General features: G+C 58.2%; 12 protein-coding genes. 8 read left to right on the forward strand and 4 right to left on the reverse strand.

All coding sequences use genetic code 11. The features are described 5' to 3' along the window. Positions 1-52: 52 nt before the first annotated feature. The gene (locus ATY80_RS01040) at positions 53-2,275 is read right to left on the reverse strand and encodes a DUF3604 domain-containing protein (protein WP_088690647.1); all 2,223 of its coding nucleotides are present in this window, start codon (positions 2,273-2,275) and stop codon (positions 53-55) included. A gap of 589 nt (positions 2,276-2,864) precedes the next feature. Here ATY80_RS01040 and ATY80_RS01045 point away from each other — a divergent pair. The 7 genes from ATY80_RS01045 (at position 2,865) to ATY80_RS01075 (ending at position 9,209) form a co-directional block, all read left to right on the forward strand. Continuing rightward, positions 2,865-4,676, forward strand: a complete 1,812-nt coding sequence (locus ATY80_RS01045; RefSeq protein WP_088690648.1) for an adenylate cyclase — start codon at positions 2,865-2,867, stop codon at positions 4,674-4,676. Between the two features lie 175 nt (positions 4,677-4,851). Continuing rightward, positions 4,852-6,114 carry an alpha/beta hydrolase gene (locus ATY80_RS01050; RefSeq protein ID WP_245306760.1) on the forward strand — a complete coding sequence of 421 codons (1,263 nt, stop codon included), beginning with the start codon at positions 4,852-4,854 and terminating at the stop codon, positions 6,112-6,114. 117 nt (positions 6,115-6,231) lie between these two features. Further along, complete coding sequence (locus tag ATY80_RS01055) at positions 6,232-7,020, forward strand: hypothetical protein (protein ID WP_088691449.1); 789 nt, start codon at positions 6,232-6,234, stop codon at positions 7,018-7,020. Positions 7,021-7,066: 46 nt separating this feature from the next. Beyond that, entirely contained in the window at positions 7,067-7,870 is an 804-nt protein-coding gene (locus ATY80_RS01060) for a hypothetical protein (RefSeq protein ID WP_088690649.1), read from the forward strand. A gap of 53 nt (positions 7,871-7,923) precedes the next feature. Beyond that, positions 7,924-8,322 carry a hypothetical protein gene (locus tag ATY80_RS01065; RefSeq protein ID WP_088690650.1) on the forward strand — a complete coding sequence of 133 codons (399 nt, stop codon included), beginning with the start codon at positions 7,924-7,926 and terminating at the stop codon, positions 8,320-8,322. A gap of 144 nt (positions 8,323-8,466) precedes the next feature. Beyond that, positions 8,467-8,841 carry a hypothetical protein gene (locus ATY80_RS01070; protein WP_141105531.1) on the forward strand — a complete coding sequence of 125 codons (375 nt, stop codon included), beginning with the start codon at positions 8,467-8,469 and terminating at the stop codon, positions 8,839-8,841. Between the two features lie 29 nt (positions 8,842-8,870). Next, positions 8,871-9,209 carry a DUF2147 domain-containing protein gene (locus tag ATY80_RS01075; protein ID WP_088690652.1) on the forward strand — a complete coding sequence of 113 codons (339 nt, stop codon included), beginning with the start codon at positions 8,871-8,873 and terminating at the stop codon, positions 9,207-9,209. Positions 9,210-9,440: 231 nt separating this feature from the next. Here the strand turns inward: ATY80_RS01075 and ATY80_RS01080 are convergent, their stop codons facing one another. From ATY80_RS01080 to ATY80_RS01090, 3 genes are all read right to left on the reverse strand, one after another. Beyond that, entirely contained in the window at positions 9,441-9,812 is a 372-nt protein-coding gene (locus ATY80_RS01080) for a response regulator (RefSeq protein WP_088690653.1), read from the reverse strand. 90 nt (positions 9,813-9,902) lie between these two features. After that, complete coding sequence (locus ATY80_RS01085) at positions 9,903-10,532, reverse strand: response regulator (RefSeq protein WP_088690654.1); 630 nt, start codon at positions 10,530-10,532, stop codon at positions 9,903-9,905. After that, positions 10,529-12,421, reverse strand: coding sequence for a sensor histidine kinase (locus ATY80_RS01090; protein ID WP_088690655.1), 1,893 nt, complete (start codon positions 12,419-12,421; stop codon positions 10,529-10,531). Before ATY80_RS01090 ends, ATY80_RS01085 begins: the two co-directional genes overlap by 4 nt. Positions 12,422-12,702: 281 nt before the next feature. On the opposite strand from ATY80_RS01090, the gene ATY80_RS01095 reads away from it, so the two are divergent. Next, positions 12,703-14,370 carry an arylsulfatase gene (locus ATY80_RS01095; RefSeq protein ID WP_088690656.1) on the forward strand — a complete coding sequence of 556 codons (1,668 nt, stop codon included), beginning with the start codon at positions 12,703-12,705 and terminating at the stop codon, positions 14,368-14,370. Positions 14,371-14,421 lie beyond the last annotated feature (51 nt).

Below are 14,421 nucleotides of genomic sequence, written 5' to 3' on the forward strand. Positions count from 1 at the left end.
TCCAACCGCGGCCGACTTCGGTCGGCGCGCGGTCAATGAAGACCAAGACCGGTCAGAACGGTGCCTTCTGCTCGGACAAGGGATCGAGCATCCGCGGCGTTGGCACGACTTCGTAGTTCGCGAAGCCGAACTCGTTGCTGCGGGCGGCGTAGTATTTGTCGCCGAGTTTGTAGACGGTTGCCTCATACGGAGCGTTGTTGAGGGTGGTGACGATCGCCCCGTCCTTGATGGCGTAGGCGGTACCCTGCCCCGTCAGGCCCCCATGCAACACGTCGCCGATCTCGCTGGGCTTCGGGATCGAACCGTTGACGTTACCGACAAGGCGCTGGCCCGATGTGGTCCAGGCGATGTTGAAGACTTCTCCTGTGACGTTATTACGAACCCAGCTCGACTTGCCGACGATGAGGTCGGTGAGTGCTTTGCTATCAAGGGCCGTGGCACCTTGCTGCTTCAGGTCGGCTACGGTCATGCCCTTGTTGGCGGCAGCCCGCAATTCCTGGGTCGGCGTATACCAGATCGGCGAACTCCAGGCGCGTTCCTGAACGCTCGCCGCGACATTGTCGGGAGGCGCAATGCCGAGTTCCTTTGCCTGGATCGTGGTCCAGCGGGGTGTCGGGATTTCGAGCGCACGCAGATAGTAGAAGGCGTCGAGGCCAGGATCGAATTCTGGGTCCGTCCACGAACCCTTCAATTCTACGGAGCCGATCGTGTTGGTGTAGCTGGCGTCGGAGATGTTCACGGTGCTGCCGATCGGCGGGACGATGCCGGTGAATTGATCGGGCGTGCGGTTCCCAGCCCAGGCGACGTCGTAGACCTTCTCGAAGCTCTGGCCATGCTTCGACCAGCCCTTGACGATCTGAATGCGGTCGAGATTGCCCGAGGTCGGATCCTTGACCGCCCAGACGGCAAACGATGGCGCCTTGGCTTCCCCAAGCGGCGGCAGGTCGCCGCCCATCGGCACCCCGCCCGCATATGCGCTCTTCACCCAGTCTTGCTTGGCAACATCGGTTGTATTGGCCCCCCCGAAGAACCGTACCTTGATGTGCGGACCGCTGGTGGCAAAGGTCTCCTTGCGCTGCATGGCGTCAAAAAGCGAGGCGCGGGTGTTTTCTTCGGCCCATATCCCGGTCAGACCTGCCGGATTTTCAAGCCTGACATCAAGGCCTGCAAAAACGTAGCCCGACATACGTTGCTTGATCTCGCCATCGTTGCGCGCATGGCCACCGTAGAAATTGTCCTGGCGATAGGGAACGCCGGTATTGTGAGAATCCGATCCGCCGACGAACCCGGTCTTGTAAGGGTTAAATCCCTTTGCCTCCGCCATCGAGAGCCCGTCCTTGAGCGCCTGGCGTATGTAGCTACCCGAGACGGTCGGGAAGCGGCCGGCAGGATCGCCGAGCAGATAGGTCAGGATTTCGAAGTTGGCGAACTCATCGTTGGGAGACAGGGTCGGATGGGTCTCGGACGCGCCCTTGATTTGCTTGATTTCGCTCAGACGCTCGTTACGGTCACGCGACGCCGCCCAGGCAGCATCGATGGGACGTCCCTTCTCGTCGACGTCGGTTGGAAACATGTGCCCGTCGGAAAGATTGGCATTGTGAGAAATCGCCAGAAGCTCATTGCCCGCCTTGCGCTGGCCGTCCATCCAGTTCCAAAGATCCGACGGGTCGCTTGAATCGATCGAACTGTAGGGCGCTTCCGGGACCTTGGCGCAGTCGCGGAAGAAGACGTTGCGGTGCATGTTGCGGTTGTTCGGCGTCGAGGTCCACTCATACGAGCAGAAGGCGGTGAACTTGCCGGGCTCGTTTGCCTGATCGGCCATGTCGTTGTTCTGCTTCCACACGGAACCGGCGACCTCAGGCGATATCAGTTCCTTGATCGGGTCCTTGTCGACGATCGTGCCTCCGAGCCAGAGGTAGATGCGTGTGATATCGGCCGGGTCTTTGACGATCAGCTTCTGCGCGATCGGAAGCTTGCTGATTGCAGAACCCGGCGTGTTGGCAAGGGCGACGGTCCCGACATATTCGGAATGGTCGGTGACGCCCATCCAGTCGAGCGGCGTTTCGATCTTGATGTCGTATCCGAGCGGATGCTTGATTGTTTCGCCTTTGGCATACCTGTAGGCATCGGCTGGCGTGCTCTTGGTGTTGCCGAAGATGTAGGCGTCAAACGACCACCCCGTGTGGACGTGCGTTTCGCCAAAATATGCTTGCCTTTCCTGTGCCGACGCCGTGATGGCTGAGAATGTCAGAACCGTTGACGACAGCAAAATCATGAGTTGGTTCGATCTGCGCATGATTTGAAATCCTCTAACAACAGGGGTGTAGGCACCCCTCGGGCAAGGGAATGTCAGTGAACTTCCTCGATCTCGGTCGGACGTCACGCCCAAGAACGCCTTCCGGCAAACTGTAGAGGCGAACAGCACCGTCTTTGAACTCGAGTGTGCGATCCGGATCCGCGCTTGTTGGACTGGTCTGTCGGTTTCGAACGCCCTCTGAGCTGCGGCACTGGCGATCACGAGTAACGAGGCTGATCTTTGAAGTTATGTCCTGCTTGCCCCCCATTACGCCGCACGGCCCCTCCGAGGCATTGGGTTGCACCAGGTGCGTATGGTGAGCAGAGATCGGAAAACAGCAAGTATGTAACTGTAAACTACAGCGTATGGCGTCCGTAGTTGCTGTCACTGGTCGAAATTCTTCTGGTAACAGGACGGGGCCGCGGCCGTACGAGGTCGCGCTACAAGAAATGCGTGCAGGAAGGCTCGTCTTTGTAGACTACAAGCAGTTTCTGCAGTAGGTTTCATTAAGCGCATGTAATGTAATTTCTGATAGAAGCGTCCCTCAAGAGTGGGTGAGGAGCTAGCCTTGCAGAATGAACTGCCACCGGAGCCCGGTGCTGCGCCACTTTCTTTGCGCGCTACGCCAAGCGCTGAAGATATTCGCGCCCAGCTCAATCGCATTATTACCAGTCCAGAATTTCCGCCCACTGGTCGGGGCGCCGCGTTTCTCACGTATGTGATAGAAGAGACGCTTGCCGGTCGCGCAGATCGGATCAAGGGCTACTCCGTTGCGGTCGAAGTATTCAAGCGTGATGCGGGTTTCACGCAGGACGACCCGGTGGTACGCATCGAGGCCGGCAGGCTGCGCCGAATACTGGAGCGCTACTACCTTATTGCTGGTCATGGTGACCCCATCAGGATCGACATCCCTAAAGGTGGCTATGTCCCGGTAATAAGCTGGCTTGATCCAAGCCCAGACACGCGAAGTGTCGAGGCAGCTAAGGGCGGCGACGGGTCGACTGCAGCGTGGCGGTCACGCCTTTTCAGGCGGAGATGGCTGATCCTCGCACCGGTTGTTTTCGCTGCGGTAGGTATCTTGTTCTTTCTCCAGCTTTCCCTTTTTCCGTCGGTTGGGGGACCAGTATCTGATGAGCCTACGCTGGCCATCGCGCCGTTTGCCAATCTCGGAGGAGGCCCCAGCGCAGAAACCTACGCGCTCGGGCTGACTGAAGAAATGTTGACCGCCTTACCCCGCTTCAAAGAAATCAGGGTGTTCGGGCGAGAAACATCGAAGTCCTTGTCTCCTGAAATCGCGATCTCGCTTGTGCGAAACGAACTGGGCGCTCGCTTTCTGCTTGGTGGAGGGGTCCGCGTTTCCGGCAATCTCGTGCGTGTCACGGCGCGGCTCCTCGATACCCAAACCGGGGAAATCCTGTGGTCACAGATTTACGACAACGATATTCAGACACGCGATCAGTTCGCCATTCAATCTGATATCGCCAACCAGGTTGCGTCCGCCATCGCGCAGCCCTATGGGATCATGGCGCAGGCGGATGCCGCCAATCCCCCACCCGACGATCTCGGTATTCAGGCATGTATGTTGGCCTTCTACGGCTATCGAGCCGAATTGAGTGCCGAGCGGCACGCAGCGGTCCGTGATTGCCTCGAAACTGCTGTAGCGAGCCATCCCACTTTCGCGACCGCGTGGGCGATGCTCTCCATGGTCTACCTCGACGAGAGCCGTTTCAAGTTCAACACCAGGCACGATGCCTCGACACCGATCGAACGCAGCCTTCAGGCGGCTCGTCGTGCCGTGCAGCAGGATGTGAACAACACCCGAGGCCTGCAGGCACTGATGACTGCATTGTTCTTCAGCAATCAGGTTCCAGAAGCACTCAAAGTCGGTGAGCAGGCTCTGTCCATCAATCCGAACGACACCGAGTTGCTCGGTGAGTTTGGGACTCGCGTCGCAATGAGCGGACAGTGGCGGCGTGGAGCCGATCTGTTGGATCGGGCTCTGGTACTTAATCCTGGCGGAGGTGGCTATTATCACGGGACGCGCGCGCTGGCCGCCTACATGCTTAACGACACCGAGACCGCTCTGACCGAGATCAAGAACGCGGACCTACAAAAGTTTCCGCTATATCACGCCGTCGCTGCAGTCATTTACGTCAACGCCGGAGTGACCGACGAGGCCCGTCGCGAGGCCACATTGTTCAACAATCTGCGCCCTGACTTCATCCCGAACATCGTTGCAGAACTCAAATCGCGTAATTTCCGACCCGCTGACCGGGCTCGATTGATCGCGGACATCCGAAAGGCCGGGCTGCCTGCGGTGGACGAAGTTGAGGCATCAATGGTGCTTCCAGCAGATTCCTCGGCCATTCAGCCCCGCTGAGAATGTGGCAGATTGGCCACAACGCCAGGCAGATACAGCACAGAGCATACCCGATGTTACGCGACCACAACCAGATCCGCATGTATCCATCGAGGGACTGGTGAGAACATCTGGAAGAGGGCGATCGGTGGGCAGTCATAATAAGAGTGCGTGGCCGTCAGCACGACAGAGCTGGCTGCGTTGGATTGTTCTGTTTTCTGTACTTTCGGCCTTGCCGGCATGTGGTGGCCACCCGAAAGATGTGCTGACACCGGTGGCCGACACGTCCCCGCAGTCGCCGAAAGTGGACCTGCTGATTGCCACCACCCGCACCCGTTCGAGCGTGCCAGGTGAAATGTTTAACGGAGAACGTGCGCGGACCCCTGCATTTGCCGACATGACGATATCCATTCCACCGAGCAAGGTTCGCAAGGAAGGACAGGTCGCCTGGCCGAAGAGATTACCATCCAATCCCGCCACCGACTTTGCCACCATCAGGGCCGACGACCTAAACGTTGACGAAGCCAAGAAGTGGCTGAGCGCGAGCGTCAGGAAGACGCCGGACGGAAGCGTGCTGGTCTTCATTCACGGCTTCAATAATCGGTTCGAAGATGCGGTCTACCGCTTCGCGCAGATTGTTCACGACTCCGGCGTCCATAGCGCACCCGTCCTGGTGACATGGCCCTCACGTGGCAGCCTGCTTGCGTACGGCTACGACCGTGAGAGCACAAACTACACACGCAACGCCTTGGAGACGCTTTTCCAATATCTCGCTAAAGACCCCGAGGTGAAGGAGGTGTCAATCCTTGCTCACTCGATGGGGAACTGGCTGGCACTGGAATCCTTGCGCCAAATGGCGATCCGCAACGGGCGCCTGCCCGAGAAGTTCAAGAACGTAATGCTCGCGGCCCCCGACGTCGACGTTGATGTCTTCAGCCAGCAGATCGTCGACATGGGCAAGCAGCACCCGCAGTTCACACTCTTCGTGTCCCGAGACGACAAGGCGCTGGCGTTTTCCCGTCGCGTCTGGGGTGACGTCTCAAGACTTGGTGCCATCGATCCGGAGCAAGCGCCCTACAAGAAAGAACTGGAAGACAACAAGATCATGGTTATCGACCTCACCAAGATCAAATCCGGCGACAGCATGAACCACGGGAAATTTGCCGAGTCGCCGCAGATCGTCCAACTTATCGGCCAGCGCATCTCCGAGGGGCAGACGCTGACCGATAGCCACGTCGGACTGGGCGACCAGATCCTCGTTGCAACGACGGGGGCCGCGACTGCTGCCGGTAACGTCGCCGGCCTCGTTCTGGCCGCACCCGTCGCTGTCGTCGACCAGGACACCCGCGACAACTACGCAACCCATGTCGGAAGCCTGGCGGGTAAAGGCAGCAGCACACAGTCCACCGCCTCAAGAAATTGCGATCAGACCCGACCGACGCCTGGCTGCAAGCACTGATTTCGCGGATAGAGGACCGTAACATACATCGTCATGAAGAGCTTTTCGCAGCATGATTTCGATAGGAACAAAGACGGCGGTTCGGGGCAGTTCCGTCTTAAGCAAATGAGGGAATACATGCGAGTTCTATGGTTGCAGGCCGCCGCCTTGTGTTTCGGCCTTGGTATCGCGTCTTCGGTTCAGGCGGCCGACATCGCCCCGGGGGTTCCAGAAGCCAAGGTGGTCGAGAGCGAAAGCGGCTGGACCTATACTGTGGCGCCTTACTTCTGGGCGGCGGGGCTCTCCGGAGACATGGCGCAATTCGGTTTGCCGGAAGTTCACATCTCATCCGACTTCGGCGACATATTGGATAATCTCGACTTCGCCTTCATGGCGGCTGGCGAAGCCCGGTACGAGCGTTTCAGCATCTTTGCCGACATCATGTACACCAAGCTCGGAGCAGACGCTCACACGAGAAGGGGCATCCTGGCCGACAGTGTCGATGTGACGTCGAAGACCTTCGCCGGATTGCTCGGGGCTGGATATTCGGTACTCGAGAACCCGTCAGGGCATCTCGACATCGTCGGCGGCGTCCGTGTGTGGTCGGTCGACACAACCATTGGATTCAACGGCGGCCTGCTCGGTGGCCGTGAAGCGGACGACGGCGCGACCTGGGTCGATGCCCTCGCTGGTGTCCGGGGCAATTACTTTTTCACGCCCGAAATCTACGTGACTGGATGGGGCCTGGTCGGCGGCGGTGGCGCCGATCTCGATTGGGATGTCGCCCTGGCGCTTGGCTACAAGTTCACCGACACGATCTCGGCAGTCGCTGGCTACCGGGCGGTCGGTGTGAACTATAACAACGACGGGTTTGTCTTCGACGTCGTCGAGCAGGGACCGATTATCGGCGTCGCGTTTCACTTCTAGGCGGCAGTCTAGATGACATCTGGGTTCAGTGGAGGGGGGTATCGCAATGAAGGGCGTGACATATCGGGCGGTGGCTACCATCGTGGCACTCGGGCTGGGCGCAGGAGTTGCCCATGCCCAGTCGAACGAAGATCTGGCAAAGAAGCTCTCCAATCCGATCGCCTCGCTGATCAGCGTTCCCTTCCAGTTCAATTACGATCACGGTTATGGACCTGATGATGGCGACAAGGCGACGCTGAATATTCAGCCTGTCATTCCCTTCGCCATCAACGAGGACTGGAACGTCATCTCGCGCACCATTCTTCCGGTCACGTGGCAGAATGACATCGCCGGCCCATCGGGAACGCAGTTCGGCCTCGGCGACACGACACAAAGCTTCTTCTTCTCTCCTTCTAAACCAACCGAGAGCGGCATTATCTGGGGTGCGGGACCGGCGTTCCTCATTCCGACGGCGACGGACGAGTTGCTCGGTACCGGCAAGTGGGGCGCAGGTCCGACGGCTGTCGTCCTCAAGCAGGAAGGGCCATGGACGGTCGGGATGCTCGGCAACCACATCTGGTCATTCGCAGGTCAGAGCGATCGGCCGGACGTGAGTTCCACATTCCTTCAACCGTTCATCTCCTACACGACCAAGGACGCCTGGACGTTCTCGCTGAATACCGAATCCACGTACGACTGGGAAGCCAACGACTGGTCCGTTCCGATCAACTTCACCGTCGCCAAGCTGATCACCATCGATAAACAGCCGATCAGTCTGACGGCTGGCATTCGCTATTGGGCGGATGCGCCGGACAACGGCCCCAGTGGTCTCGGCTTCCGTGTGGCTCTGACGTTCCTGTTTCCGAAGTAAGTCCTGCTGTCGCGGTGCCGGTCGAGCGCCCGCAAATCCAATGGAGATCACCGATGAACTTTCTCAAACCGGCAGCCAATCTAATCGCAACGATTTCGATCCTGATGCTGATCTCTGCGCCACTATTCGGTCCCTCACCCGCGGAGGCGAGACGGGCGGCGGCCGCGTGCGGACCAAGGGGTTGTGCGGCGGCGGCGTGCGGACCGCGCGGCTGCGCTGCCGGGGCAAGAACAGCTCCGGCCTATCATCCGGTACCACGCCGTGGCGTCGTCGTCGTCGCTCCACATCGCTACTGGAGGCCAGGCGGCGCCATCGCTGCAGGCGCCGCGATAGGCTTCATCGCCGGGGCGACAGCGGTATCGATAGCAGGCACGCCTCCAAAGCCTGGATATTGCTGGTACTACACTACTCCTGCCAAAACGACTGGCTTCTGGGACGTGTGCCCCTCGTAAAGCGGTTCGGACGTAGCTCGGATGAAGACTTCGTGGGCACGATATTCATGGCTGCTGACAATGCAGGCGGTTGGGTCGGCAGCTCTGCTGAGCCAATGTTATCCCTTGTATTCTCGATTGCTGGACGATCCAGGTCACGTGCAGGTGTACGCCGATACACCGATGGTCGCGGTCATTGCGTTGAGCGTTGCGCTGGTGCAAGGCGCGCATTGGTATCGGGTGTTCAAGCTTCCCTTGCCAGTCGGCGACACCCGCGTTGTGTTGGGCCAGTTGGTCCTCTTCATCAGCCGCCTTGCCTTTATCATCGCAAGCGCCCTGTTTTCGCTGGTGCTCTTCCGTCATCTTCCGGAGATCGACTTCGGCCGGAACGGGAGCGGGTTCGTCTGGCGAGGGCTCCTCCTTCTTGCGGTCCTGTTTTCGGTTTTCTGCTTCACCACCGAATTGGAACGCCTTGGCCTGGCGCTTCGAGGTCAGGAGCGAACGCCGGACAACAACGATCGTGCCCGGCATCGAAACTGAAAGAATTTTCAAACGCAAAGGAAACCATCATGAAGCTCATGTTCATTGTCATCGCCGCGCTCGCAGCCATCCCCACCATTGCCTGTGCAGAGGATCCGATCGTGGGAAACTGGAAAACGGAGCTTGGAGACACCGCCGCGATCAGCTCCTGCGGCGGCGGCTACTGCATTACACTCAAGTCCGGCAAGCATGCTGGAAAGCAGATCGGTACCTTCAGGGGCAAGGATGGCAGCTATGAAGGCAAGATTACCGACCCCGACGCCAACAAGACATATGACGGCTCTCTGACGGTCTCAGGCAATGCACTGAAGCTGAGGGGCTGCGTCCTTAAGGTCGTGTGTGAATCGCAGACCTGGCCGCGCCTCTGAGATCAACAGGAGCCACCACGAAAAGAAGATTGTGAACATGGGCTCGTTCATCTCAATCGCCCATTCCACGAGGGTACGTACCTCTTGTTGCCGTGCAAGCTATGCATTCAATTGGCCGCACAACTTTCTGGCATCGAAAGAGAAAACGGTCTCGAGTTTCGGCGTCAGGCGGCGGGGCATCTGCCGCTCGCTCTGCGCCACCAAGGACTTGGTCTCCGCGCCCGCGTGAGTTCACCGGTTGAGCTCCCTGACGATGACGGAGATGAGCTCGGCTCCCGAGAACGGCTTTCGCATATAGGCGACGCACCCTGTCCGCTCGGCACGGATTCTCAGGCGTTCGTCTTCCAGCGCGGTGATAAAGATCACGGGCAGGTTCCAGCCTGTTACTTTCAGCCTGGCCTGCAGCTCCAATCCGGACATGCCGCCAAGGTCGATATCCAACACGAGACAATCAATCGAAGGCGCTAAATCGCGACGGAGAAAGGCTTCCGCGGACGAATACTCGATGGCAGGAAATCCGTAGGCATTGAGGAGCCGCACGACACTCCGCCGTAGGCTTGCATCATCATCGATGACAGCGACGGTGCGGCGCAGCGTGTCCACTCCATCCCCCTCCTTGATGAGAGATCCGCGGTTCTGGTCACCGTAGGGCCGTTCGTGCCTGATTGATATTGTCCTAAGGGGAAGGTCCGATCACTCCGAGACCGAGCGGGTTTTGCGGTCGAGACCAATGCCGGCTGCGATCGACACGACTTCCGCGACCGACCTCACTCCGAGCTTTTCCATGACCTGATGGCGGTGCACCTTCACCGTCCTTTCTGAGATACCGAGGGCATAGGCAATCTGTTTGTTGAGTCGGCCACGAATGAGCAAGCCAAAGACTTCGGCTTCGCGGTGGCTCAAACTCGCCACAAGCGCCCTCTGCTCGTCGAGACGCTCGTGCTCTGTTCGCTGTCGCTCATATCTAAGCAAGACCCGCTCGAGGGTCTCCATCAGAACCGCTGCCGAACTTGGCTTTTCCAGAAAGTCCTGTGCGCCCGCCTTCATGGCCTCGACGCTGGTCTTTATGTCCCCTTCGCCTGTGAGGAACACGATTGGAAACAGGTGCGCCTGCTCGCACAATTGACGCTGTGTTTGCAGGCCGGACCGGCCAGGCATGTGCAGATCAAGCAGGATGCAGCCCGGCTCGCAACTTTGCACGCGTTCGAGAAACTCGTCGCCGGATTTATAGACTTCGACCTTCAGACCGTATGCAGAGAGCAGCCTTGCAGTTGCTGTCCGATAGGACTCGTCGTCATCGACGATATGAATGACCGGTTTCATCCCTTTCGTCCTTCATGTCGGGCCAGAGGCAAGGAAACCCGAAAGATGGCTCCGCCTTCAGGCCGGTTGCAGGCGGATATCGTGCCGCCATAAGTCTCGACAATGGCGCGCGCGATGGAGAGCCCCAACCCTGTTCCCGCCTTTTTGGTCGTATAGAAGGGCTCGAAGATGCTGGACAGGTGCTCTTCAGGAATGCCGTCGCCCGTGTCCGCGACACAGATTTCCGCCTTTTCGTCGGCCACCCCCGTCGCAAATGTGAGGGTTCTACTGATTGCGACAGCCTCAGACATGGCGTCCATCGCATTGGTCGCCAGATTGAGGATGACCTGCTGTACGTGAACTTTGTCGGCCCTCACAGGCAGCTCAGCCGGCGGCCTATTTGAGTGCAGCACGATACCTCTGCGTTCGGCCTCGCCATGAATGATGCGCATCGCGCTCGACGTAACATCACCCAGGTCGAATTCTTGCCACTCGATCTCTCGTCGTTTCTTCAGCAGTCCCCTCATCCGGCCAATGATGTCGCCCGCGCGCTTATCGTCCTCCTGGATGTCGAGCAGTATCTGCTGTATCAAAACCATATCCGGGCTGCCGCCTCGAAGCAGTATCGAGGCTGCCTCGGCGTTATTTCGAATGGCCGACAGTGGTTGGTTCAATTCATGCGCGATCGATGCAGACAAGGCGCCTGCCGTTGCCGACTGGTTGAGATGAACTGCTTCGAGCAGATGCAGGCGAGATCTGCGCTCGGCATCGTAGCGGCGGTTCCGCTCGAACAGCAATGCGGCGATAAAACCCGCCTGCAGCAATAGCGCGCCGATCATCCCCGTCGTCGCAAGCCAGTGATCTTCCCAAAAACTCCTTTGCTTGTACATAACGATGGTACCAGGCGGCAGATCTTTCTCCGAAAGCCCCCAAGCTCGAAGTTGCCGGGCGTCTGCCACATAGGTTTGAGGCGCCTGGATATCCGAAACAGGCTTGCCGGCAATGGCATCGAGGACAAGATCCCCGACCGTTCGTCCCAGACTATCAAAAGTAACGGTGTTGCCGCCAACGACACCGTAGTCGATGTAGGTCTGGTAGGGTCCGTAGACGGGGGCACCAGCCGTGGCCGCGATTTGCCTGATCGCCTCGCGAGGAATGAAATTCCGCCCTTTCCCGTCTTTGAATACTGTCAATGCCACAATGATGCTGTCGGGCGGGACATGAGATGCACGATCGATGAATTCCTCGATCGTCAAACCTTCGAGATATATCGTTTCGTAGGACTTGGAGAACTCCTCGAGCTTGGAACGTGCTGTCGCCAACCATTGCCGGTCAAAGTCCGACGATCCACCAATGATATAAAGGTGACGGGCATTTGGCTGCAGGCTGCGGGCCATTTCGGCTGTCTTCAAGATGTCGAATGTCGAGAATGCACCGATCACGTCATTCGGCAGATCGATTTTCTCAGCACTCGAATTACCAAAGCCTGCCGCGATTATCTTCGCATCGGGAGCGATGCGTCCTCGGTTCCTCGATACGAAGCTGGCAGACTCCTTGCCGAGTGCGACGATCACATCCGGGCGACGAGCAGCGTACTTCTCCCCCAGATATCGACCCATACGCGCGGCATGATCGGCTTCCGGGAACCTCGACAGATCAAGGAACTCTGAAAAGACGTCGATCTTGGCACCCGTCGCCTCGAAAAGACGGCTGCGCAATGCTTCACCGGCAGCGGTCGTTGCCGCGATCCGCTCATCATAGGGATATAAGATGAGGACCCGCGGCGCCCGATCGAAGGGCGCGGGAGACATAAGGTAAGAGGTGGCGTAGCAGTAAGAAGCATTCAGTAACAGCGCCGCCAGCAAGAGGCCAGCGCATCGCAATCGACCTGCCCCCTTGCCCAAGGCCATTGGTCCACCCTCAAAACTTTGCGACGATAACACTTTCTTGGTGTGGTGTCATCCGTTCAAAACACCACTGTTGATTGCCAGGGAATCTCGGGATTCCCCAAAGTGCAATATCGGAAGGTGAACACATTCGGGTAAATTAGCCATTGTCCAGCCGCGGCGTGCCTGCCGCTGGCATATCGCATCATTGTTGAAGCTGGCCGGTTGAGTTGATGGGCCGAGGCGGTCTGCGATGTCCATTTTTGGCGTCATCATCCAATGAACAACCAAGGGAAGGGTTGAAAATGAAGAGGATCCTTATTGGCTGCATCGGAACATTGGCATCTTCGACTATGCTCTGGTGTGCAGCCTCACCTGCACAAGCGCAGGATTCCCAAAGAAAGCCGAACATCCTGTTCATCGTTTCGGATGATACCGGTTACGGTGATCTCGGCCCCTATGGTGGAGGAGAGGGCCGCGGGATGCCGACCCCGAACATCGACAAGCTTGCGGACGAAGGGATGACCTTCTTCTCGTTCTATGCCCAGCCGAGTTGCACACCGGGGCGCGCGGCGATGCAGACGGGACGTATTCCGAACCGCAGCGGTATGACCACTGTTGCCTTCCAAGGTCAGGGCGGCGGCTTGCCCGCGGCGGAATGGACGCTCGCATCCGTGCTGAAACGCGGCGGCTATCACACCTACTTTACCGGGAAATGGCATCTCGGAGAGGCGGACTATGCGTTGCCGAATGCCCAAGGCTATGACGAAATGAGGTACGCGGGCCTTTATCATCTTAACGCCTATACTTACGGCGACCCGACGTGGTTCCCGGATATGGATCCGAAACTTAGAGAGATGTTTCAGAAGGTGACGAAGGGCGCCCTGTCAGGAAACGCGGGCGGACCGGTGACCGAAGAGTTCAAGATCAACGGACAATATGTCGATACCCCGGTGATCGACGGCAGGGAAGGCGTCGTCGGCATTCCCTTCTTCGACAGCTACGTTGAGAAGGCCGCATTGGGCTTTCTTGATGAAGCCGCCAAGAAGCCGGAAGAGCCGTTCTTCATCAACGTGAACTTCATGAAGGTTCATCAGCCGAACATGCCTGCGCCGGAATTCGAGCATAAGTCCTTGTCGAAGAGCAAGTATGCCGACTCGGTAGTTGAACTCGACACCCGCATCGGGCGGATCATGGACAAACTGCGCGAAACCGGCATGGACCGGAACACGCTCGTTTTCTACACGACGGATAATGGCGCATGGCAAGACGTCTATCCGGATGCCGGATACACTCCGTTTCGCGGCACCAAAGGTACCGTGCGCGAGGGCGGCAACCGTGTTCCTGCGATCGCAGTCTGGCCGGGCAAGGTCAAACCTCGAACCAAGAACCACGATATCGTCGGCGGCCTCGACCTGATGGCAACATTCGCGGCAGTCGGTGGGGTGCCTCTGCCCGACAAGGACCGGGAAGACAAACCAATTATCTTCGACAGCTATGACATGTCGCCGATCCTGCTCGGCACCGGAAAATCCGAACGTAAATCCTGGTTCTACTTTACCGAAAACGAACTCTCCCCCGGCGCCATAAGGGTCAACAACTACAAATTTGTGTTCAATCTGCGTGGCGATGACGGAGATCAAACTGGCGGCCTGGCGGTCGATTCGAATCTCGGTTGGAAGGGCCAGGAGAAATATGTTGCCACGGTACCCCAGGTGTTCGATCTGTGGCAGGACCCGCAGGAACGCTACGACATTTTCATGAACAACTTCACGGAGCGGACCTGGATGGGCGTGGTCATGGGCGAGGAGTTGAAGAAGATCATGGCGACATATGTCCAGTATCCTCCGCGGAAGCTGCAGAGCATGGGCTACACGGGCCCGATCACGATTTCAAACTATCAACGATTCCAATGGGTACGAGACGAACTTGCTAAGGAGGGCGTCTCGATCACGCTGCCGACAGGCAATTGAAGCTGATTGGCGGCCTGAGCTTCAAGCCGCCATCGCCAACTATCCTAGGAG

This window comes from Rhizobium sp. R711, assembly GCF_002211365.1.
GTDB lineage: Bacteria > Pseudomonadota > Alphaproteobacteria > Rhizobiales > Rhizobiaceae > Rhizobium.

Excerpts from the sequence above, each read along its gene's own strand:
- ATY80_RS01055 (WP_088691449.1), top strand. The coding sequence starts at position 6,232 with ATGCGAGTTCTATGGTTGCAGGCCGCCGCCTTGTGTTTCGGCCTTGGT.
- ATY80_RS01040 (WP_088690647.1), bottom strand. The coding sequence starts at position 2,275 with ATGATTTTGCTGTCGTCAACGGTTCTGACATTCTCAGCCATCACGGCG.
- ATY80_RS01065 (WP_088690650.1), top strand. The coding sequence starts at position 7,924 with ATGAACTTTCTCAAACCGGCAGCCAATCTAATCGCAACGATTTCGATC.
- ATY80_RS01090 (WP_088690655.1), bottom strand. The coding sequence starts at position 12,421 with ATGGCCTTGGGCAAGGGGGCAGGTCGATTGCGATGCGCTGGCCTCTTG.
- ATY80_RS01075 (WP_088690652.1), top strand. The coding sequence starts at position 8,871 with ATGAAGCTCATGTTCATTGTCATCGCCGCGCTCGCAGCCATCCCCACC.
- ATY80_RS01060 (WP_088690649.1), top strand. The coding sequence starts at position 7,067 with ATGAAGGGCGTGACATATCGGGCGGTGGCTACCATCGTGGCACTCGGG.
- ATY80_RS01095 (WP_088690656.1), top strand. The coding sequence starts at position 12,703 with ATGAAGAGGATCCTTATTGGCTGCATCGGAACATTGGCATCTTCGACT.
- ATY80_RS01085 (WP_088690654.1), bottom strand. The coding sequence starts at position 10,532 with ATGAAACCGGTCATTCATATCGTCGATGACGACGAGTCCTATCGGACA.